20 protein-coding genes and 1 tRNA gene are annotated in these 21,082 nt (G+C 70.1%); 13 read left to right on the top strand and 8 right to left on the bottom strand.

Annotated elements, in window-relative coordinates:
• Nucleotides 1-52: 52 nt before the first annotated feature.
• On the bottom strand, nt 53-2,092 hold the full coding sequence (locus ACYVKA_RS08335; RefSeq protein WP_460704516.1) for a HelD family protein: 2,040 nt from the start codon (nt 2,090-2,092) through the stop codon (nt 53-55).
• Between the two features lie 127 nt (nt 2,093-2,219).
• Between ACYVKA_RS08335 and ACYVKA_RS08330 the strand changes: the two genes are divergently transcribed.
• Complete coding sequence (locus tag ACYVKA_RS08330) at nt 2,220-2,402, top strand: hypothetical protein (protein ID WP_460704514.1); 183 nt, start codon at nt 2,220-2,222, stop codon at nt 2,400-2,402.
• Between the two features lie 192 nt (nt 2,403-2,594).
• Here the strand turns inward: ACYVKA_RS08330 and ACYVKA_RS08325 are convergent, their stop codons facing one another.
• Together ACYVKA_RS08325 and ACYVKA_RS08320 are read right to left on the bottom strand one after the other, a co-directional pair.
• Entirely contained in the window at nt 2,595-3,161 is a 567-nt protein-coding gene (locus ACYVKA_RS08325) for an OmpA family protein (RefSeq protein WP_460704512.1), read from the bottom strand.
• Nucleotides 3,145-3,729 carry a hypothetical protein gene (locus tag ACYVKA_RS08320; protein ID WP_460704510.1) on the bottom strand — a complete coding sequence of 195 codons (585 nt, stop codon included), beginning with the start codon at nt 3,727-3,729 and terminating at the stop codon, nt 3,145-3,147. The genes ACYVKA_RS08325 and ACYVKA_RS08320 overlap by 17 nt, the downstream gene beginning before the upstream one ends.
• Before the next feature lie 89 nt (nt 3,730-3,818).
• Between ACYVKA_RS08320 and ACYVKA_RS08315 the strand changes: the two genes are divergently transcribed.
• Nucleotides 3,819-4,343, top strand: coding sequence for an NUDIX domain-containing protein (locus ACYVKA_RS08315; RefSeq protein ID WP_460704508.1), 525 nt, complete (start codon nt 3,819-3,821; stop codon nt 4,341-4,343).
• Here ACYVKA_RS08315 and ACYVKA_RS08310 read toward each other — a convergent pair.
• The 3 genes from ACYVKA_RS08310 to ACYVKA_RS08300 form a co-directional block, all read right to left on the bottom strand.
• Nucleotides 4,286-5,110: a DUF72 domain-containing protein gene (locus tag ACYVKA_RS08310; RefSeq protein ID WP_460704506.1), complete on the bottom strand. Its 825-nt coding sequence runs from the start codon at nt 5,108-5,110 to the stop codon at nt 4,286-4,288. The genes ACYVKA_RS08315 and ACYVKA_RS08310 overlap by 58 nt on opposite strands.
• A gap of 119 nt (nt 5,111-5,229) precedes the next feature.
• Nucleotides 5,230-5,982: an aquaporin Z gene (aqpZ, locus tag ACYVKA_RS08305; RefSeq protein ID WP_460704504.1), complete on the bottom strand. Its 753-nt coding sequence runs from the start codon at nt 5,980-5,982 to the stop codon at nt 5,230-5,232.
• Between the two features lie 282 nt (nt 5,983-6,264).
• Complete coding sequence (locus ACYVKA_RS08300) at nt 6,265-7,908, bottom strand: DNA repair helicase XPB (protein WP_460704502.1); 1,644 nt, start codon at nt 7,906-7,908, stop codon at nt 6,265-6,267.
• A 219-nt stretch (nt 7,909-8,127) separates the two neighbouring features.
• On the opposite strand from ACYVKA_RS08300, the gene ACYVKA_RS08295 reads away from it, so the two are divergent.
• Both ACYVKA_RS08295 and pth read left to right on the top strand, forming a co-directional pair.
• Nucleotides 8,128-8,781, top strand: coding sequence for a 50S ribosomal protein L25/general stress protein Ctc (locus ACYVKA_RS08295; protein ID WP_460704500.1), 654 nt, complete (start codon nt 8,128-8,130; stop codon nt 8,779-8,781).
• Between the two features lie 31 nt (nt 8,782-8,812).
• Nucleotides 8,813-9,409, top strand: coding sequence for an aminoacyl-tRNA hydrolase (gene pth / locus ACYVKA_RS08290; protein WP_394277329.1), 597 nt, complete (start codon nt 8,813-8,815; stop codon nt 9,407-9,409).
• Nucleotides 9,410-9,430: 21 nt separating this feature from the next.
• Here the strand turns inward: pth and ACYVKA_RS08285 are convergent, their stop codons facing one another.
• On the bottom strand, nt 9,431-10,795 hold the full coding sequence (locus ACYVKA_RS08285; protein ID WP_460704498.1) for a glucose-6-phosphate dehydrogenase: 1,365 nt from the start codon (nt 10,793-10,795) through the stop codon (nt 9,431-9,433).
• A gap of 136 nt (nt 10,796-10,931) precedes the next feature.
• On the opposite strand from ACYVKA_RS08285, the gene mfd reads away from it, so the two are divergent.
• From mfd to ACYVKA_RS08240, 9 genes are all read left to right on the top strand, one after another.
• Nucleotides 10,932-14,528: a transcription-repair coupling factor gene (gene mfd, locus ACYVKA_RS08280; RefSeq protein WP_460704496.1), complete on the top strand. Its 3,597-nt coding sequence runs from the start codon at nt 10,932-10,934 to the stop codon at nt 14,526-14,528.
• A gap of 109 nt (nt 14,529-14,637) precedes the next feature.
• Nucleotides 14,638-15,162 (top strand): hypothetical protein, encoded by a 525-nt coding sequence (locus ACYVKA_RS08275; protein WP_460704494.1) that lies wholly within the window; start codon nt 14,638-14,640, stop codon nt 15,160-15,162.
• A 21-nt stretch (nt 15,163-15,183) separates the two neighbouring features.
• Nucleotides 15,184-15,840, top strand: coding sequence for a nucleoside triphosphate pyrophosphohydrolase (locus tag ACYVKA_RS08270; RefSeq protein WP_460704492.1), 657 nt, complete (start codon nt 15,184-15,186; stop codon nt 15,838-15,840).
• A 43-nt stretch (nt 15,841-15,883) separates the two neighbouring features.
• Complete coding sequence (eno, locus tag ACYVKA_RS08265; protein ID WP_460704490.1) at nt 15,884-17,167, top strand: phosphopyruvate hydratase; 1,284 nt, start codon at nt 15,884-15,886, stop codon at nt 17,165-17,167.
• A 30-nt stretch (nt 17,168-17,197) separates the two neighbouring features.
• A complete protein-coding gene (locus ACYVKA_RS08260; RefSeq protein ID WP_460704488.1) occupies nt 17,198-17,872 on the top strand; it encodes an FtsB family cell division protein in 675 nt (224 codons plus the stop codon).
• Nucleotides 17,869-18,372 (top strand): DUF501 domain-containing protein, encoded by a 504-nt coding sequence (locus ACYVKA_RS08255; RefSeq protein ID WP_394277336.1) that lies wholly within the window; start codon nt 17,869-17,871, stop codon nt 18,370-18,372. Before ACYVKA_RS08260 ends, ACYVKA_RS08255 begins: the two co-directional genes overlap by 4 nt.
• Complete coding sequence (locus ACYVKA_RS08250) at nt 18,369-19,283, top strand: Ppx/GppA phosphatase family protein (protein WP_460704486.1); 915 nt, start codon at nt 18,369-18,371, stop codon at nt 19,281-19,283. The genes ACYVKA_RS08255 and ACYVKA_RS08250 overlap by 4 nt, the downstream gene beginning before the upstream one ends.
• Before the next feature lie 14 nt (nt 19,284-19,297).
• A tRNA-Leu gene (locus ACYVKA_RS08245) sits at nt 19,298-19,371 on the top strand.
• A 110-nt stretch (nt 19,372-19,481) separates the two neighbouring features.
• Entirely contained in the window at nt 19,482-20,309 is an 828-nt protein-coding gene (locus ACYVKA_RS08240) for a Bax inhibitor-1/YccA family protein (RefSeq protein WP_460704484.1), read from the top strand.
• A gap of 72 nt (nt 20,310-20,381) precedes the next feature.
• On the opposite strand, the gene ACYVKA_RS08235 is transcribed toward ACYVKA_RS08240, so the two are convergent.
• The gene (locus ACYVKA_RS08235) at nt 20,382-21,077 is read right to left on the bottom strand and encodes an NUDIX hydrolase (protein WP_460704482.1); all 696 of its coding nucleotides are present in this window, start codon (nt 21,075-21,077) and stop codon (nt 20,382-20,384) included.
• Between the last annotated feature and the right edge of the window lie 5 nt (nt 21,078-21,082).

Below are 21,082 nucleotides of genomic sequence, written 5' to 3'. Positions count from 1 at the left end.
TTGACGGTTGTCGCGCCAAGCGTCGCACGCCGAGGGCTAGCCCGTGCAGGAGTCAGGCCAATTCGTCAGGTAGGGCCTCTCGGTGCAGTACCACCAGGGAGCTGACGCAGCGAGTCAGGCAGACGTAGAGACGGCGAAGACCCGTCAGGCGGTCGGCCTCGGCGGCCACCACTTCGGCCGGCTCGACCAGCAGCACATGGTCGAACTCGAGCCCCTTGGCCAGCCGGGCCGGCACCACCCCCAGCCGCGAGGGCTCGTCGGTGCCTGACGGGCTGGCCAGCACGCCGGCCCTGACCAAGGTGTCGACCGCTTTCTCGGCGCGGCTGTCGGCGACGATGATGCCCAAGGTCCCCTCCCTCGCGGACAGCGCACGGGCCTGCTCCACGACGGCAACACCCAGGTCGTCGACCCGCCGGAACTCGAGCATCCCGCGGTTGTGGCGCACCGACCGCGGCGCGGACAGCTGCGGGGCGATCGTCGGCAGCAGCCGCGAGGCCAGCTCCAGCACCAGGCCCGGCACGCGGAAGCCCTCCACGAGCTCCTGCACCGTCGCCTCCGGGTGACCCAGGTGTGCCAGGGAACCGGCCCAGCTGCTGCTGGCCCAGGCGGTGGTGGCCTGGGCCAGGTCGCCCAACAGGGTCACCGAGCCGGTGGTGGCGCGTCGACCCACGGCCCGCAGCTGCATCGCGGACAGATCCTGGGCCTCGTCGATGATCACGTGGCCGAGGCTCCGGGTGCGGTTGAGCAGGTCGGCCACCTCGTCGGCGAGCACCACCTCGGCGGCACTCCACCGGTGCTGGCGCGGTGAACGCGTGCGGCGCGGTGCCAGCAGGAGCTCCTGTTCCTGCTCGGTGAACAGCCCCTCGGCGCAGCAGGCCAGCAGCTCGGGATCGGTGAGCAGCTGGTGGGTCAGCTTCGGCACGGTCAGGGCCGGCCACAGCTCATTGGTCATCGCCTTGACGTCCTTGCTGCGCGCCACCTGCCTCTGCACCCGGTCGTCGGTGACCGCCCCGCTCACCTCCATGCGCAGCAACACCTGGTGGGCCAGGCGCTGCGGCAGCATCGCGCGTCCGGCCAGGTAGCGCACACCCCGGCTGCGCAGCTGTGCCACCGCAGCCGTCAGGTGGTGCGGTGGCACCCGCCACACCCGGGCGCCCATCGCCACCTCCAGGGTCCGCTCGGGCTCACTGACATGGCCCCAGACGGCGCGCGCACAGAGCTCCGCCATCCGTGCATCGCCCAGCAGCACCGCTCGGGACGTCTCGTCGACGGCGCTCGCCTCCAGGCCCGTGGCCCCGGCGACCAGCGAGTCGATGGTCTCCTGCTGCACGTCGATCTCACCCAGGGCTGGCAGCACCTCGCCGATGTGGCGCAGGAAGTTCGCAGTGGGCCCCAGCACCAGAACGCCCTGGCGGGTCAGGGTCTCCCGGAAGGCGTAGAGCAGGTAGGCGGCGCGATGCAGTCCGACGGCCGTCTTCCCGGTGCCCGGGGCCCCTTGGATGGCCATCGACATCGCCAGCCCGGTGCGCACCAGGAGGTCCTGGTCGGGCTGGATGGTGGCGACGATGTCGCGCATCGGACCGGTGCGGGGCCGCTCGATCTCGGCCTCCAGCAACGCCGAGACCTCCCCCGCCTGCAGGGCCTTGCCGGTGGTGAAGTCCTCGTCCTCGTAGGCGGTCATCTCGCCGTGCTGGAAGCCGAAGCGCCGGCGCTTGGCCACCCCCATCGGATCGGCGGCGTGGGCCCGGTAGAAGGGCAGGCTCAGCGGGGCACGCCAGTCGATCACCAGCGGAGCACCGCCCACCTCGCCGGTGACGTGGCGCCGCCCGACATGGCAGGCCTCGTCCAGCTCGGCCCCCAGCACCGTGGCGTAGTCGAGTCGGCCGAAGAAGAGCGGGGTGTCCGGGTCCTGCTCCAGGCTCTCCATCCGGCGGTGGAGGGTCCGCTTCAGCGCGGCGGTGCTCACTGAATCGCCCCCGGCGGCCTGCTGCCAGTCGGCGGTCTGCTCGCGCATCCGCCGCAGGGCCTCGTGCGAACGGGTCAAGTGCGCGCGCTCGGCTGCCAGCGCCGGGTCGTCGTGATGGGTGCTCATGGGGTCCTCCGGTCGTGGTCTGGGCAGAGGAGAAGCCTATGCCCTGCCTGCTGGCCGGAGCCTGAAGAGCCACGGAGCGCTCCCGTCGCGCGGCCGGTTCGGGCTGGACGTCACCAGGCTGGCGCTGATGGGCTGGTCGATGGGTGGCTACGGCGCACTGCGACTGGCCGCCGAGGAGTTGCGGGGCAAGGCGAAGGCGGTGGCCTCGATGGCCACGGCCTTCTACGAGGACTTCGAGCACTGCCCGCACCCGGACGCCTTCGACGACGAGGCAGACTACGAGACCAACACCCTCAGCGGCCGCATCTGACGGCTCGAGGGCCTGCCGATCCACCTGGCCTGTGGAGTCAACGACTTCTACATCGACGCCAACCGATGGCTGGAGGACAACCTGGAGCCGACGCCCGAGACGCTGTTCGTCAAGGGCGGCCACGAGCCCGACTTCTGGCGGGTGGCCCCGGTGCAGATGAGTTTCATGGCCGACCGCCTGCGCACCGGCGCCTCACCGGGGCTCCCACAGCAGTTCGACGCGCCGGTTGCGCGAGCGGCTCTGCTCGTCGGTGTTCGGCACGATCGGCCGGTCCTCTCCGCGGCCGACCACCGTCGTGTGGTGGCCTTCCAGCGCCTGGCCGAGTTCCCGACGCACGGCCTCGGCCCTGCGGCGCGACAGGTCGAGCCCGTGTTCGGCGCTGCCGAGGTCGTCGGTGTGGCCCTCGATCCGCGCTCTGCCCGGTGCACGAGAGGCCAAGGAGGCGGCGACCTGGGCGATGCGCCGGCGCGCGGCCGGGGTGAGCTCGTCGGAGTCCTTGCCGAAGGCGACGTCGGCGGCGATGCGCACGTCGATGCGGCGAGGCGAGATGGCGCTCTCGGCGACCCCCTGGCGGTCCCCGGTGACCGGCACCAGCGGGAAGCTGCGCGGCACCAGCGGTGCGGTGGGGTACTCGTCCGGGCGGGGCAGCGGTTCTGGGCCCGTCGTCCGGGCACTGGCCGGGACCGCAAGGACACTGGTGAGCAGCAGCCCCATGGCCAGGAAACCCGTGCCGGCCCACGACTCAGTGCAGCGGGACATCGGCATAGCCCCCGAAGTTCTGCACCTGCACCGTCATGGTCCGACTCTCGGCCTTCGGGATGGCGAACAGGCAGCTGACCCACTGCACGTCGCCCTTCTGCCAGACGCTGTGGTGCTCCCCAGTGCAGGTGTCGACGCCATCGATGCGGGCCGGCAGGTGCACCACCGTGCCGGTGGCCTCGACGAGCTTGAAGCCGTTGTCGAGGCCGTGGTTGGGATTGGTGGTGTCGTGGACGGTCCCGAGCAGTGACCACCCGTCACCGATCTCGGCCCCGCCTGCGGGGACGTCGGTGGCGGTGAGCCGGGCGGTCAGCAGCACCGACTGGCCCTGGCGGCGCAGCGGGTAGAGGTCGAGGGTGAAGTTGATCCCGTCGTTGACTGCCCGGCGGGTGGCGACAGGCGGGTCCTGGGGCAGGGGCGTGGCCGAGGGCTGGGTCGCGGGTGACGAGGCGGCGGGGGACTCGAAGGTTGGGGGGCTGGCGGGTTCGGGGCCGGAGCAGCCGGCGAGCAGGCTGGTGACGAGCAGTGCCGCAGACAGGACGGCCGATGTCCTGGTGTGGGATCGCATGGATCCCAGCCAAGTACCTGTCCGCGGCCGGCAACAGGGGTGGGGACACATCGGTGTTGTCCGTGTGTTGTCCGGCGTAGGTTGGCCTCATGGAGACGACCTGGATCGCGCCCGACGGGCGCAGGACCAAGCGCCGTCATGGCGCCCGGGTGCTGGTCTGCTGCGGTGAGCGCGTGCTGCTGATGGCCGACAGCGATCCCGGGGTGCCCGGTTCGGCCTGGTGGGTGCTGCCGGGAGGCGGCATCGACGAGGGGGAGGAGCCCCGGGCCGCCGCGGCCCGGGAACTGGCCGAGGAGACCGGCCACCTCGTCGAGGAGTCGCGGCTGGCCGGTCCGATCGCCCACCGGGTGGTCAGCCACGGCTACAGCGACCGGGTGCTGGTGCAGGACGAACTCTTCTACCGCCTCGACGTCCCCGAGCCCTTCGACGTCGACACCACCGGATTCACCGCCACCGAGCAGCAGCGGATGGGCGGCTGGGGCTGGTTCGGCCCCGGCGAGTTGGCGGCGATGACCGTCTGGCCCGCACAGGTGCAGGAGTTGGTGCGCCGCGATCCTCAGGACTGCTGGGAACTGGGCGAGGTCGAGGAGTCGACGGTCCCAGCCGTCGGCTGATCCCCGCTACCCCCATCACCGGGAGCGTGCCCGCCGAGCAGTGAGCGCAGCCGGCGGGCGTCACGGACCCCATTGGCCTGGTAGTCGTTGTTGAAGTAGGCCCACACCTCGCGCCCCTCGGCCATCCACCGGCGGCAGGGCTCGGCCCACCGTTGCATGGCCCGGTCGCCGTACTCACCGACGTACATCCGGGCCGGATCGGGCCCGTGGAAGCGCAGGTAGCAGAAGTCGGCAGTGGCCCACAGGTTGCTCGGCAGTTTCGGGCCGTGCATCACCACATAGGCGGCTCCGTGGGCCCGCAGCACCTCGAGCATCTCCTCGGTCTGCCACGAAGGATGGCGCAGCTCCATGGCCACGCGCATCGACGGCGGCAGTGCCGTCAGGAAGGAGTCCAGTACGTCGAGTTCGGCGACGTGGCTGGGGGCCAGCTGCACCAGGAAGAGCCCGGCCCGTTCGCCCAGACGTGCCCAGTCGGTGGCCAGGCGCTCGCTCCATTCGTCGACGGTGCGCAGGCGGCCGGTGTGGGTGAGGGCCTTGGGTGCCTTGACCGTCATCCTGAAGCCGTCGGGCAGGGCGTCGTGCCACAGCTGGAAGCTCGTCTCGCGGGGCCAGTGGTAGAAGCTGGCATTGAGTTCCACCGTGTCGAAGTGGGTGGCGTAGACATCGCGCCGCCGGACCTTCGGCAGGCCTGGCGGGTAGACCTCGGGGCTCCAGTCGTCGTAGTTCCAGCCCGAGGTGCCGATCCAGGGGTGCGGCGTGGCGTCCATGGGCCCACCCTGCCATGCCAAGCACCGGTTCGTCGGGGCTGGGCACGACGAAGGCCTGGGCACGACGAAGGCCCGTCCCCGTGGGGACGGGCCTTCGTGGACCGGGTCGTGCGGGGCGATCAGGCCTCGGCCTGCGCGGGCCGGGCGACGCCCTCGTCGGTCAGGCCCTTGTACAGGGCGCCGGCGATGACGGCACCGATGATCGGTGCCACCCAGAAGAGCCAGACCTGGCCCAGCGCCCAGCCACCCTGGAAGACGGCGACGGCCAGCGAACGGGCCGGGTTCACCGAGGTGTTGGTGACGGGGATGGAGACCAGGTGGATCAGGGTCAGGCCCAGGCCGATGGCGATCGGGGCGAAGCCCTTCGGGGCGCGGTCGTCGGTCGAGCCCAGGATGATGGCCAGGAAGATCGCGGTCAGCACGACCTCGCACACCAGGCAGGCCAGCAGCGAGAAGCCCGCGGGGGAGTGGGCGCCGTAGCCATTGGAGGCGAAGCCAGAGGCGGAGGCGGAGAAGCCGTCCTTGCCGGAGGCGATCAGGTACAGGATGCCGGCACCGACGATGCCGCCGATGACCTGGGTGACGATGTAGGGCAGCACGACCTTGGCCTCGACGCGCTTGGCGGCGAACAGGCCCAGCGTGACGGCCGGGTTGAAGTGGCCGCCCGACAGGTGGCCGAAGGCGTAGGCGCCGGTCATCACGGTCAGGCCGAAGGCCAGGGCGACACCGGCGAACCCGATGCCCATGTTGACGGGGGTGGGGTCGTCGGACAGGACCTTGGCGGCCAGAACGGCCGAGCCACAGCCACCGAGCACGAGCCACAGGGTGCCGAGGAATTCGGCGACGAGGCGGGACTTCATGGGAACGTTCATCTACTACCCCTTGTCAGGCCGCCTGGGACGGTGACCGTCGAAACAAAACCTGCCCGCGGAACGCCATTGACCCGACTGATTTCCCATCACCTCGAGAAATCGAGCTTTCAACCACGGTAACAGCGCCCCGCCCCTTGGCCGTGCCAATCCACCCCTACGTCGCACAAGAACTTCCGGCGAACATCTCAGGAACGCCCGTGGCCCGCGGAAACAGACGAAATCCTGCACGCCGCTGTGTCTTGAACCGTCAAATGACGCAGAACGTCTGTTTCCGCGAGCGACTCAATCCCCGGCCAAGTCATCCGCGTCGATGATCCGGTAGGCATAGCCCTGTTCGGCCAGGAAGCGCTGGCGGTGCTGGGCGAACTCGGCATCGGGGGTGTCGCGGCTGACCACGGCGTAGAAGCGGGCGGTGCGACCGTCCTTGGGGCGCAGCAGCCGTCCCAGACGCTGGGCCTCCTCCTGCCGCGAGCCGAAGGCACCCGAGACCTGGATGGCCACCTCGGCGCTCGGCAGGTCGATCGAGAAGTTGGCCACCTTGCTCACCACGAGCAGGTCGATCTCACCACTGCGGAAGCGGTTGTAGATGTCCTCGCGCTGCTTGTTGCTGGTGGCGCCGGTGATCAGCTCTGCCCCCAGGCGCTCGGCCAGCTCCTCCAGCTGGTCGACGTACTGGCCGATCACCAGGGTGGGCTGGCCCCGGTGGCGCTCCACCAGGTCCAGCACCACCTGGGTCTTGGCCTCGCTGGTGGCGGCGAGCCGGTAGCGCACGTCCGGTTCGGCGGTCGCCACCGCCATCCGCTCCCGGTCGGACAGGGTCACCCGTACCTCGACGCAGTCGGCCGGGGCGATCCACCCCTGCGCCTCGAGCTCCTTCCAGGGCGCGTCATAGCGTTTGGGGCCGATCAGGCTGAAGACGTCCCCCTCGCGGCCGTCCTCCCGCACCAGCGTGGCGGTCAGACCCAGGCGACGGCGGGCCTGCAGGTCGGCGGTCATCCGGAAGACCGGGGCGGGCAGCAGGTGCACCTCGTCGTAGATCACCAGCCCCCAGTCGCGGGCGTCGAAGAGCTCCAGGTGCGGGTGCACCCCCTTCCGCTTGGAGGTGATGACCTGGTAGGTGGCGATGGTGACCGGGCGAACCTCCTTCTTCGCGCCCGAGTACTCGCCGATCTCGTCCTCGGTGAGGCTGGTGCGACGGATCAGCTCGTCGCGCCACTGTCGGGCGCTGACGGTGTTGGTCACCAGGATCAGGGTGGTGGCCCCAGCCAGGCTCATCGCATCGGCCCCGACGATCGTCTTGCCCGCGCCGCAGGGCAGCACGACCACGCCGGAACCGCCGTTGTAGAAGGACTCGGCCGCTTGGTGCTGGTAGGGCCGCAGTTCCCAGCCGGTGGTGTCCAACTCGATCGCATGGCGCTCCCCGTCGACATAGCCGGCGAGGTCCTCTGCGGGCCAGCCGAGCTTGAGCAGCACCTGCTTCAGGTTGCCCCGTTCAGAGGGGTGCACCACGACGGTGTCGTCATCGATACGGGAACCGACCAGCCCCTTGACCTTGGCCGAGCGCAGTACCTCGGTGAGCACCGCGCGGTCGGTGGAGACCAGCACCAGCCCGTGCACCGGGTGCTTCTCGATGCGCAGGCGGCCGTAGCGGCCCATGGTCTCGGCGATGTCGACCAGCAACGAGGAGGCGATCGGGTAGCGGGAGTGGCGCATCAGCACGTCCACCACCTGTTCGGCATCGTGGCCGGCGGCGCGCGCATTCCACAGCCCCAGCGGGGTGAGCCGATAGGTGTGCACGTGCTCAGGTGCGCGCTCGAGCTCGGCGAAGGGGGCGATCTCGATGCGGCAGGCAGCGGCGTCGGGGTGGTCCACCTCCAGCAGCATCGTGCGGTCGGACTGGACGATCAGGCATCCGGGAGTGTTCATCGCCTGCCAGTATGCCTCGCACCCCCACACCGCAAGGGCCCTCGACGGGGCGGGCACGTCGGCGCGTTTTGGTGGCCGGCCGTTGCTCACGTAGGATCACGGGGTTGCCTGGCGAGGGACCATCGGTCCGTTATCGACGTGGTGGATCTGGACGATCGTGTCCTCCCTGTCTGGCTGCAGTCCGCGTAGTTCGAGCCAGTCGAGGTTGAGGAGACCACCATGGCAGACGAAATCCTGATTCCCGCAGAGATCCGCACCGAGTTCGGCAAGGGCGCTGCCCGCCGCATCCGCCGCGCCGACAAGGTGCCCGCCGTCCTGTACGGCCACGGCACTGACCCGCTGCACCTGGCCCTGCCCGGCCACCAGACCCTGCTGGCCCTGCGCCAGGCCAATGTCCTGCTGACCCTCGACGTCCCGGGTGAGCAGAAGCGTCTGGCCCTGCCCAAGCAGGTGCAGCGCGACGTCCTGACCGGTTTCCTGGAGCACGTCGACCTGCTCATTGTGAAGCGCGGCGAGAAGGTCACCGTCGAGGTCCCTGTCGTCCTGCTGGGCGAGGCCGCTTCCGAAACCCTGGTGAACCAGGACCTGACCTCGCTGCCCATCGAGGCTGACGCCACGAAGATCCCCGAGCAGATCGAGGTCTCGATCGAGGGCCTGGAGGCCGGCACGCAGATCACCGTTGCCGACATCACCCTGCCCGAGGGTTCCACCTTCAATGGTGAGCCCGAGACCCTGATCGTCGGCATCAACGAGGCCGCCGAGCTCGACACCGAGTCCTCCGCCGAGGGCGAGGAGGCCGAGGGCGACCTGGTGGAGGCCACCGAGGAGGGCGAGACCACCGGTGGTGGCTCCTCCGAGGGCGAGAGCGAGTGACCTTGCGTCACCGCGAGACGGAGTGTGCCGCGTGAGCACGTGGCTGGTGGTGGGGCTGGGAAATCCCGGCCCCACCTACTCCAACACCCGGCACAATGTCGGGTTCATGGTCGTCGACCAGTTGGCCCGCCGTGCGCGGGCCACTTGGTCGGCTCCCAGCAGGATGCGCGCCGATGTCGCCGAGACCCGCATGGGCACGGCAGGCATCGGCACGCCGGGTGGCAGTGAGCGGATCGTCCTGGTCAAGCCACGCACCTTCATGAACGAGTCCGGCCAGGCCGTGCAGAAGCTGGCCGCCTTCCACAAGGTCGACGTCGACCACGTGGTGGCCATCCACGACGAACTCGACCTGACGGCGGGGCAGCTGCGCCTCAAGACCGGGGGCGGCGACAACGGTCACAACGGCCTCAAGAGCCTGCGAAGCCACTTGGGCAGTGGCGACTACCACCGGGTGCGCTTCGGCATCGGGCGCCCGCAGGGCCGGCAGTCGCCGGCCGACTACGTGCTGGCCCCCATCCCCACTGCGCTGCGCGAGGAGCTGGCCGTCGACGTGCAGCGCGCCGCCGACGCCGTGGAGATGCTGGTCTCCGACGGGCTTGCGGCGACGCAGAACCGCTTCAACTCCTGAGCCCGCGGCGCGGGCCGGGCCTCAGCGCCAGTTGCTGGGGCCAGACGATCCCGCCCGGTAGGTGTCCATCGGTACCTCGCCGCGCTTCCACGCGTCCACCACGGGCTGGACGATCCTCCAGCACTCTTCTGCGATGTCGCCGCGCACGCTGAGCAGCGGGTCGCCCTCCAGGATGCCCTCCAGGATTTCCCCATAGGGACGCACCGCGCTGCTGCCCATCTCGGTGAACAGCACCGAGTCTTCCAGGTCCAGGGCGTCGCCCTCGCCATTGGTGGTGATCCCGACCGCGATGTTCTCCGGCTTCATGCCGATGCTGATCACATTCGGGCTGGGCTGGTTGGTGAAGCCCTCCGGTACGTGGCCGACCGGCTTGAGCACGATGGTGATGGCATTGCGCGCGTCGCCCAGGGCCTTGCCGCTGCGCAGCCGGATCGGCACGTCGTTCCACCGCGAGGTCTTGATCCGCACCGTCATCTCCACCAGGGTCTCGGTGTCATTGGCGGGATCGACGCCGGGCTCGTCGCGGTAGTCGGGCACCTCGCGTCCGGCGATGGTTCCGGCGGTGTAGCGGGCGCGGCGGGAGCTGGTGGCGGGGTTGCCGTCCCACAGCTCGGTGGCGCGCAGCACGTGGGCCATCAGGTCGCGCAGTTCGAGCTCGTCGATGCGGGCAGGTTCCTCCATCGCGACCATCGCCATCACCAGCAACAGGTGGCTCTGGACCATGTCCTTCATGGCGCCGGCCCGGTCGTAGTAGCCGGCCCGCCCCTCGAGGGCGAGGACCTCGTCGGTGATGATCGAGACGCTCTCGATGTTCTGGGCATCCCAGACGGGTTCGAACAGCCGGTTGGCGAAACGCAGGCCCAGCAGGTTCAGCACGGTTGCCTTGCCCAGGAAGTGGTCGACCCGGAAGACCTGCTTCTCGGGCACGAGGTCGGCCAGCAGCAGGTTCAGCTCGTGGGCCGTCTGGGCGTCGCGCCCGAAGGGCTTCTCCAGCGCCAGGCGCAGGTTATCGGGACGGTTCACCTCCTTCAGCGCGGCGCAGGCCTTCATGGTGATCTCGGGCGGCAGCGCGAAGTAGAGGACGGGGTCGCTGGGCAGTGAGTCGAGCAGTGCCTGGAGGGCTGCCGGGTCGGTGACGTCGAGCTTCTGGTAGCGGGTGGCAGACACCAGGCGGTCGCGGCGCGAGTCGGGGCAGCCGGCCTCAGTGAGGGCCTCGGAGACGACCTCGCGCCACTGCTGGTCGTCCAGGTCCTCCATGGCGGCGCCGACGAGGGTCAGTTCGGGCCGGTCGCGCTGCTTGAGCAGCGTGCCCAGGCCGGGCAGCAGCAGTCGGTGGGTCAGGTCGCCCGAGGCGCCCAGGATGACGAGGGTTGCGGGAGTGCTCACCTGGTCGAGCCTAGGGCCCCCGGTCACGGCTGGCGGGCCTGTCGGCGCGGTGTTCGCCCTCGGCGGCACGGCGGCTCGGCAGCACCTCGGAGTGCAGCACAGAGGTCTTGTCGGTGGCGGCGGCTAGATTTGTCAGGTGACTTTGACCGGCCTGTCCGACCTGCTCTCCCACGATCCCGTCCTCTCGCGCGTCATCGCCGAGTCATCGGGCACCAGCAGCCTCGACCTCGTCGCCCCCGCATCCGCCCGGGCGGCGCTGGCCGCCACCCTGCAGCGGCAGCTGGGACGCACTGTGCTGGTGGTCACCAGCACCTATCGCGAGGCCGAGCAGCTGACCGCGGAGCTGGAGAGCTGGACGGGCAGCGACCAGGTGGCCTACTTCCCGGCCTGGGAGACCCTGCCGCACGAGCGCCTGAGCCCGCGCAGCGACACCGTCGGACGGCGACTGGCGGTGCTGCGCCGCCTGGCCGGCAAGGACACCGCCCCGATGCCGTCGATCGTGGTGGCGCCGGTGCGGTCGGTGCTTCAGCCACAGGTGAAGGGGCTGGCCGAGCTGAGGCCGGTGCGCGTGGTCACCGGCCAGGAGTACGACACCTCACAGTTGGTCGACGACCTGGTCGGGGCCGCCTACAGCCAGGTGGACCTGGTGGAGCGCCGCGGTGAGTTCGCGGTGCGTGGCGGCATCGTCGACATCTTCCCGCCCACCCTGGAGCATCCGGTGCGCATCGACTTCTTCGGTGACGAGGTGGACGAGATCCGTCACTTCACCGTCGCCGACCAGCGGTCGATGCCCGGCGCCCTGCCCGAGGTGGTGGCCGATCCCTGCCGCGAGCTGCTGCTCGACGAAACGGTCCGCGAGCGGGCCCGCACCCTGCTGCCGCAGCACCCCGAGCTGGCCGAGATGCTGGAGAAGATCTCCGAGGGGCAGGCGGTGGAGGGCATGGAGGCCCTGACCCCGGTGCTGGTGGACGGCCTGGAGCTGCTGCTCGACGTGCTGCCGGCCGACTGCGTGGTGCTGGTCAGCGACCCCGAGCTGGTGCGTACCCGCGCCCACGACCTGACCCAGACCAGCCAGGAATTCCTCAAGGCATCCTGGGCCGCGGCGGCGGGCGGGGGAGCGGCGCCGGTGGACCTGGGGGCCAGCGCCTACTGGGAGCTGGCCGACGTGAGGGCCCATGCCCTCTCGCGCGGGCAGTCCTGGTGGAGCCTGTCGGGCTTCTCGTCGGGCCCGGCCGGGCAGGATCCGGTGGAGACCGAGGACGGGCAGGTGATCGACCTGCAGCACCTGGAGCATGCCGGTGTGGCGGGCCGCCAGCTGGACTGGAAGGTGACCGAGAACCACCGTGGCGACACCGAGGGGGCCGTCGAAGAGATCCGCCGGGCCGTGACGGCCGGCAGCGCGGTGGTGCTCAGCGTCGAGGGCAAGGGCCTGGCCAGCCGGCTGCACGAGGTGCTCGGCGAGCGGGAGATCGGCTCGCACGTGGTCGATGCGCTGGCAGCAGAGCCCGAGAAGGGCACCGTCACCATCGTCACCTCCACCCAGCGCCACGGCTTCGTGGTGCCGGGGCTGGGCCTGGCCGTCTTCACCGCCGGCGACCTGGCGGGCAAGAGCAGCGTGGGCCGCGCCGAGCGCAAGATGCCGAGCCGCCGCAAGAACCAGATCAGCCCCCTGGAGCTGAAGGCCGGCGACGCCGTGGTGCACGAGCAGCACGGCGTGGGCCGCTATGTGGAGATGGTCTCGCGCACCGTGGCCGGCTCCACCCGCGAGTACCTGGTGATCGAGTACGCAGCCAGCAAGCGTGGCCAGCCCGGCGACCGTCTCTTCGTGCCGATGGACCAGCTCGACCTGGTCACGCGCTATGTCGGCGGCGAGGCGCCCACCCTGGACAAGATGGGCGGCTCCGACTGGAACAAGCGCAAGAGCCGTGCCCGCAAGGCGGTCAAGCAGATCGCCGCCGAACTGATCAAGCTCTATGCCGCCCGCCAGGCCACCCGCGGCCATGCCTTCAGCCCCGACACGGCGTGGCAGCGGGAACTCGAGGACGCCTTCGCCCATGTCGAGACGCCAGACCAGCTGGCATGCATCAACGAGGTGAAGCACGACATGGAGCAGGTGGTCCCGATGGACCGGCTGATCTGTGGCGACGTGGGCTACGGCAAGACCGAGATCGCGGTGCGGGCCGCCTTCAAGGCGGTGCAGGACGGCAAGCAGGTGGCCGTCCTGGTGCCCACCACGCTGTTGGTCACCCAGCACTACAACACCTTCTCCGAGCGTTATGCCGGCTTCCCGGTGCGGGTGGCGCAGCTCTCGCGCTTCCAGAGCGACAAGGAGGCGCGCGAGGTGATCGACGGGGTCGCCTCGGGCAAGATCGACATCGTCGTGGGCACCCACCGGCTCTTCGGTGGGGAGGTGCAGTTCAAGGACCTGGGCCTGGTGGTCATCGACGAGGAGCAGCGCTTCGGCGTCGAGCACAAGGAGTCGCTCAAGAAGCTCAGGCTGAACGTCGACGTGCTGGCGATGAGCGCCACCCCGATCCCGCGCACCCTGGAGATGGCCATCACCGGAATCCGCGAGATGAGCGTCATCGCCACCCCGCCGGAGGAGCGCCATCCGGTGCTCACCTTCGCCGGCCCCTATGACCAGGCCCAGGTGGTGGCGGCGGTGCGCCGCGAGCTGGCCCGCGAGGGGCAGGTCTTCTACGTGCACAACCGGGTGCAGTCCATCGACAAGACCGCCGCGAAGCTGCGCGAGCTGGTGCCCGAGGCGCGCATCGTCACCGCCCACGGGCAGATGAGCGAGAGCCAGCTCGAGGGCGTCATGCAGGACTTCTGGGAGCGCCGCGCCGACGTGCTGGTGAGCACCACCATCGTCGAGGCCGGCATCGACATCTCCACCGCCAACACCTTGCTGATCGAACGCGCCGACCTGATGGGCCTGTCGCAGTTGCACCAGCTGCGCGGTCGCGTCGGGCGTGGCCGGGAGCGCGGCTATGCCTACTTCCTGTACCCGCCGGACAAGCCGCTGACCGAGACCGCGCACGACCGGTTGGCGACGATGGCCGCCAACACCGACCTGGGTGCCGGCATGAAGATCGCCATGCGCGACCTGGAGATCCGCGGCGCGGGCAACCTGCTGGGCGGGGAGCAGTCCGGGCACATCGCTGACGTCGGCTTCGACCTCTACATCCGCCTGGTCGGCGAGGCGGTGGCCGACTACCGGGGCGATTCCAGTTCTGAGGCCGAGCCGGCGATGCGCATCGAGCTGCCGGTCGACGCCAACCTGCCCGACGACTACGTGGGTTCGGAGCGGCTGCGGCTGGAGATGTACAAGCGACTGGCCGAGGTGCGCAGCGTGGAGGACATCGTCGAGGTGCGCGACGAGCTGCTGGACCGCTACGGCCCGCTGCCCGGGCCCACCCAGGTGCTGCTCGAGGTGGCACGCTTCCGGCTGCTGTGCCGAAGTGCTGGGGTCACCGAGGTGGTGGGACAGGGCAACAACATCCGCTTCAGCCCCTTCGACGTGCCCGAGTCGCGCGAGCTGCGGCTCAACCGCCTGCACCCGGGCAGCGTGATCAAGCGCCAGGCCGGTTTCGTGCTCATCCCGCGCCCCACCACCGCCCCCGTGGTGGGCAGCAATGTGATCGGCCACGAGCTGCTGGAGTGGGCGACCCGCGTGGTGGTCGACATCTTCGGGGCGACACCGCTGCCCGAGCTGGACGCCACGCACCAGTAGGCCCGCGACCCACGTGGGACGGCCCGCTCCCGGCCGGCGGGGCGGCTGTGGCTAGAATCCACACTGGGCCACACCTGCCGGCCCGGCACCAGCTCTGGAAGGACGACGGATGAAGCTCGCTCGCATGGCGCTCCCGATGGCAGCACTGGCCCTGGTCGCCGGTTGCTCGACGCCCAATGGCGGCACCGCCTTCGAGGTGGACGGGGACCGCGTGGCGATGGGCCAGGTGGACTCCGCCGCCGACGGCTGCGCCCGCGTCATCAAGCAGGATGCCGCCGCCGTGCACGGCGAGGTGGCCCGGATGCTGCTGGTGGGCTCCATCGGCCAGGCGATCGCCGAGCAGACCCGCACCGCGATCACCCCGGCGATGCGCAGCGAGGCCCTGGCCAAGCTGCAGGGCGAGCAGCTGCTGGCCGACCCGCAGTGCGCCACCGCCGTCAACGCCTTCGCCGACTACGCGGCGATCAACCAGGAGCTGGGCCAGCAGAAGGTAGCGCAGGCTGTCAAGGGCCTGGACGTGAAGGTGAACCCGCGCTTCGGCAACTGGGACGCCTCCCGCGGCAGCTTCACCGGCGCCTCGGGCTCGCTGAGCGTCCAGGACATCGGCCAGGGCGAGATCGTCGCCGGTCGCTGAGCCCGCACGGTTCCCGCAGCGATGCCCTCCACTCCGCCGCTGGCCGAGCTGGTGCAGGTGATGCACCAGTTGCGGGCCGGCTGCCCGTGGGATCGCGAGCAGACCCATCGCAGCCTGGCCACCTACTTGGTGGAGGAGACCGGTGAGGTGCTCGACGCCATCGAGTCCGGCGATGATGCCGACCTGCTCGAGGAGCTGGGCGACCTGCTGCTGCAGGTGGTCTTCCATGCCGAGATCGCCGCAGAACAGGGCCGGTTCACACTGGACGACGTGGCGGGGCAGATCACCGCGAAGCTGGTGCGCCGCCATCCCCATGTCTTCGACGACCGGCAGGAAGTCCCCGACGACATCAACGCCTCCTGGGAGGCCCGCAAGCGTGCCGAGAAGGGACGCAGCTCCAGCCTGGAGGGGATCGCGGAGCACCTGTCGGTCCTGGCACGTGCCACGAAGGTGACCTCCAGGGCGCGCAGCCACGGCGTGGACGTCCCCATGGCCGATGAGCCCATCAACGCTGCCGAGCTGGGTGAACAGTTGATGATGCTGGTGCAAAGGGCCCATGCCAGCGGCGTCGATGCAGACCAGGCGGGGCGCGAGGCGCTGCGCGTTCTGGAGTCCCGTGTGCTGGAGGCTGAACAGGCGGTGCCCGCCAGCGGCCCAACAAGCCACCCCGGCCGCTAGGCTGGGGGTGCAAGAACATCCACTGTTCGAAAGGCAAGATCAGATGGCAACCATCGAATTCATTGACGCCCGGGAGATCCTGGACTCGCGCGGCAACCCCACGGTCGAGGTCCAGGTCGTCCTGGACGACGGCTCGGAGGGTCGCGCCGCTGTTCCCTCTGGCGCCTCGACCGGTGCCTTCGAGGCCGTCGAGCTGCGTGACGGCGACAAGGGCCGCTACGACGGCAAGGGTGTCCTGAAGGCCGTCGAGAACGTCATCGAGACCATCGGCGAGGAGATCCTCGGTTTCGAGGCCAGCGAGCAGCGCCTGCTGGACCTGGCCATGCTGGAGCTGGATGGCACCGACAACAAGGCCAAGCTGGGCGCCAATGCCATCCTCGGCGTCTCCCTGGCCGTGGCGCACGCCGCCGCCGAGTCGGCCGAGCTGCCCCTGTACCGCTACCTGGGCGGCCCCACCGCCAATGTGCTGCCCGTCCCGATGATGAACATCCTCAACGGTGGCTCGCACGCCGACAGCAATGTCGACATCCAGGAGTTCATGATCGCCCCCATCGGCGCCTCCAGCTTCGCCGAGGCCCTGCAGCAGGGTGCTCAGGTCTACCACGCCCTGAAGTCGGTGCTGAAGGAGAAGGGCCTGGCCACCGGCCTGGGCGACGAGGGCGGCTTCGCCCCCAACCTGGAGAGCAACCGCGCCGCGCTGGAGCTCATCGTCGAGGCCATCAAGAAGGCTGGCTTCGAGCCCGGCAAGGAGATCGCCCTGGCCCTGGACGTCGCCGCGAGCGAGTTCTACAACGAGGACGGCACCTACAGCTTCGAGGGCGGCAAGAAGTCGGCCGACGAGATGATCGCCTACTACGCCGAGCTCGTCGAGTCCTTCCCGATGGTCTCCATCGAGGACCCGCTGAACGAGGACGACTGGGAGGGCTGGAAGAAGATCACCGAGGCCCTCGGCAGCAAGGTCCAGCTGGTCGGTGACGACCTGTTCGTCACCAATGTCGAGCGCCTGCAGAAGGGCATCGACGAGGGTGCGGGCAATGCGCTGCTGGTGAAGGTGAACCAGATCGGTTCGCTCACCGAGACCATCGACGCCGTCACCATGGCCCACCGCGCCGGCTTCCGCTCGATGATGTCGCACCGTTCGGGTGAGACCGAGGATGTCACCATCGCCGACCTGGCCGTCGCCCTGGGCTGTGGCCAGATCAAGTCGGGCGCCCCGGCCCGTTCGGAGCGCGTGGCCAAGTACAACCAGCTGCTGCGCATCGAGGAGGACCTGGACGATGCCGCGGTGTACGCGGGCGCCTCGGCCTTCCCGCGCTTCAAGGCCTGAGCTGTCGGCAGCGCCTGCAACAATGGCTGAATGAACAAGCCCACACACAACGGTCCGGGCCGCGGTACTCCGCGTGCCCGGGCCGTTGCGTCTGCCCGGAAGTCCGACTCGCCGCGCTCCCGCACGGTGGCCCGGCCCTCGGAGCGTGGCACCCGCGGCACCCGCCGGCTGACCCGTCCGGACAGCGCTCCCGGCCAGGACCAGGGCCACCGCCCCCGGTTGATGCGTGGTGTCGGGTTCACCCGCCGGGCGATCGTGCTGATGGTCGTCGCCGTGATCCTGCTGCTGAGCTATGCCTCCAGCCTGCGGGTCTACCTGCGCCAGGAGCGCGAGCTGGCGGTGGCCCAGCAGCAGATCGCCGAACGCACCCGCGCCAATGCGCAGCTGTCCGACGAGGTGGAGCGCTGGAAGGAAGAGGACTTCGTCGAGGCGCAGGCCCGCCAGCGGCTCGGCTGGGTGGTTCCCGGTGAGGTGGGCTACCGCGTGGTCGATGCCAATGGCAGGCCGATGGGCGGATCGGTGAGCATCCAGTCCACCAGCACCGTTCCCCAGGGGGAGCACGCCACCGCCTGGTGGGACCGGATGGCCGGTTCGCTGGGCGCGGCCGACGAGCCGCTGGGCGCCCAGGCCTCCCCGGAGCCGGTGGTCACCGACCCCGCCTCCACCCCAGAACCCACACCCACTTCAACGAAGCGACAGCGATGAACCTGGAACCGATGACCCCGGCCGACGAGCAGACCATCCACGAGCAGCTGGGGCGGATGCCGCGCGGCGTGGCGGGCGTGGCCTGGCGCTGCCCCTGTGGCAAGCCCGGGGTGGTGGCAACCGAACCGCGGCTGCCCGAGGGCACCCCCTTCCCGACCACCTACTACCTCACCTGCCCCCGGGCCACCTCGGGCTGCTCGACGCTGGAGGCCTCGGGCCTGATGGCCGAGATGACCGAGCGGCTCGCCTCCGACGAGGAGCTGGCCGCGGCCTACCGCGCCGCGCACGAGGCCTACCTGGCCGACCGTGCCAGCCTGGGCGAGGTGCCCGAGATCGACGGCATCAGCGCCGGCGGGATGCCGACCCGCGTGAAGTGCCTGCACGTCCTGGTGGGCCATGCCCTGGCCGCCGGCACCGGGGTGAACCCGCTGGGCGACGAGGCGCTGGAGGCGCTGGGCGAGTTCTGGCAGCGCCCGTGCCTTCTCGAGGGCCAGGGATGACCCGCGTCGCCGCCGTCGACTGCGGCACCAATTCGATCCGCCTATTGGTGCTCGAGCGTGATGCCGAGGGCCGCACGGTGGAGCTGGACCGCCGGCTCGAGCTGGTGCGCCTGGGGCAGGGCGTGGACGCCACCGGCGAGTTCCACCCCGATGCCCTGGAGCGCACCTTCGGGGCCGTCGACCGATTCGCCGCGGTGATGCAGCAGCTGGGGGTGGAGCGGGTGCGCTTCGTGGCCACCTCTGCCGCCCGTGACGCCCGCAACCGGGAGCTCTTCTTCGAGGGCATCAAGAGCCGCGTCGGTGTGCTGCCCGAGGTGATCAGCGGCGACGAGGAGGCGAGGCTCAGCTTCGCCGGCGCCCTGGCCGGGGTCGAGCCGTCCGTCGGTCCGGTCCTGGTCGTGGACTGCGGAGGCGGCTCCACCGAGCTGGTGCAGGGCGGCACCGACGCCGACGTGCAGCACTCGACCAGCCTCGACATCGGCTCGGTGCGGCTGCGCGAGCGCTTCCTGCACGACGACCCGCCGACGCCGGACCAGATCGTCGCGGCGCGCGCGCACGTCGATGGCTTGCTGGATGCCAGCGGCATCGACTTCGACGCCATCCGCAGCTTCATCGGGGTGGCCGGGACCGCCACCAGCCTGTCGGCGATCACGCAGGGCCTGGGCGAGTACCAGCGTGAGCTGGTGCACCGTTCCGACCTGTCACGCGAGCAGCTGTCGTCGGCGGCCGACTGGCTGCTCAGCACCCCGTGGCGGCAGGTGGAGGCCGAGACCTGCCTGCCGGCGAAGCGGGCCGAGGTGAGCTGTGCGGGGGCCCTGATCGTGGCGAGCGTGGCCCAGCGGGTGCAGCCCGCGATGGTGGTCAGCGAGTCCGACATCCTGGACGCCCTGGCCGTGGGGCTGCTGGCCTAGAATCGGGCCGTCGGGCCCCCGTAGCCCAACCGGCAGAGGCAGGCGGCTTAAACCCGCCACAGTGTGGGTTCGAATCCCATCGGGGGTGCTCAGGGCGCGTCTCAGGGGCCGATCAGGGGCGTGGACGGGAATCCAGGGCCGTGCGCGCGCATTGACTAGGATGAGTGCAACCCCCTAGCAGGAGGACCTGACGCCACCATGGCCAATCCCATTCTTTCCCAGCGTGACGCCTTCACCGCCCGTGCGCCGCAGAGCGGCTACCAGCAGGGCTATGCCCAGCCCGGTTTCCCGGCTCCCGGGCAGCCCCAGTACGGGCAGACGCCCTACGGTCAGCCCCAGTACGGGCAGGCCTCGGGCACCGGCCTGGCCGAGCCCTCGATGACCCTTGACGACGTGATCGGCAAGACCGGCATCACGATGCTGACCCTGATGGCCTCCGCGGTGGCCAGCTTCCTCTTCCTGCCTGCGGGCCTGCTGATGCCGGCGCTGGTCCTCAGCGCCCTGGTGGGCATGGTCACGGTCTTCATGGTGGCTGGGCGCAAGAAGCTCAATCCGGGCATGGTGCTCTTCTACGCCGTGGTGGAGGGGGTCTTCGTCGGCGCCTTCTCCCAGTACTTCGAGGCCGCCTCGGCGGGGATCGTGAAGGATGCCGTTCTGGGCACCTTCGCCGCCGCCGGCGCGACCCTGGCCGCCTACAAGTACTTCAACGTCCGTGTGGGCAGCCGCTTCCGCCGGATGGTCTTCATCGCCACGGCCGCCTTCGCCGGCGTGATGCTGGTCAACTTCGTGCTGGCCCTGCTCGGTTTCACCATGGGCGTCCGTACCGGCGCCCTGGGCCTGGTCGTCGCCCTGCTGGGTGCCGGCCTGGCCGTGTTCAACCTGGTGATCGACTTCGACGACATCGAGCGGGGCATCGCGATGAACGCCCCGGCCAGCGAGTCCTGGCGCGCCGCCTTCGGCCTGACGGTCACGATGGTCTGGCTCTACATCGAGATCCTGCGGATCCTGGACTACTTCCGCCGCTGATCGCCTGACGGCTCGAACAAACCGGTGCCCGTCTCCCCAAGGGGAGACGGGCACCGTGTCGTTCTCGGGAGGTCACCAGGTGGGGACGCTGTCCAGGTGCTTGTCGAGCAGGGAACGGGCCCCTGAGGTCCAGGGCAGGGAGCGCCAGCTGCGCACCGGCACCCAGGCGGCGCGGGCGGTGGTGCCGTCGATGTCGATCACATTCGGCGTGGTCGGCTCCAGGCAGGTGGCGGTGTAGATGATGCGCAGGGCGTGGAAGTCCTCCAGCACACCATTGGGGGCACGTCCCACCCAGTGGTCGCTCTGCAGGTCGATCAGCCGGTTGATCCGCACCTTCTGCCCGGTCTCCTCGTTCACCTCGCGCATCAGCGCCTCGGCAGGGGCCTCGCCCGGGTCGAGGCCGCCGCCGGGCAGCTGCCACAACCCGGGCACGGCCGTCTTGTTGCTGCACTCGGTGCCCAGCACGCCGCGCGTGGAGCGCACCACCGCATAGGCGGCGATCCGCTGGTGGTTGACGGGCCGCTCCTCGGGGCCGATGGCCAGGGTGGGATCGATGCCCCGGTGCTTGATCCGCGGGGGCCGTGAGGACGGGGTGCGCTCGTGGACGCGCAGCGTGAGCACCACCTCGCCGTCCTCCATCCGGGCACTGAGGAGCTCGGTGACCACCAGGCCGCGACGCCACAACTGCTGGTGGGGGTGCTGGCCGTGGTCGACGTGCAGGCGCACCAGTTCCCCGGTACCGGGGGAGCCGATGGCGATGATGCGCATTGCTC

It is taken from the genome of Luteococcus sediminum (assembly GCF_054783495.1).
The sequence above is the reverse complement of the archived record's forward strand: the minus strand, read 5'-3'. Positions and strand labels throughout refer to the sequence as shown.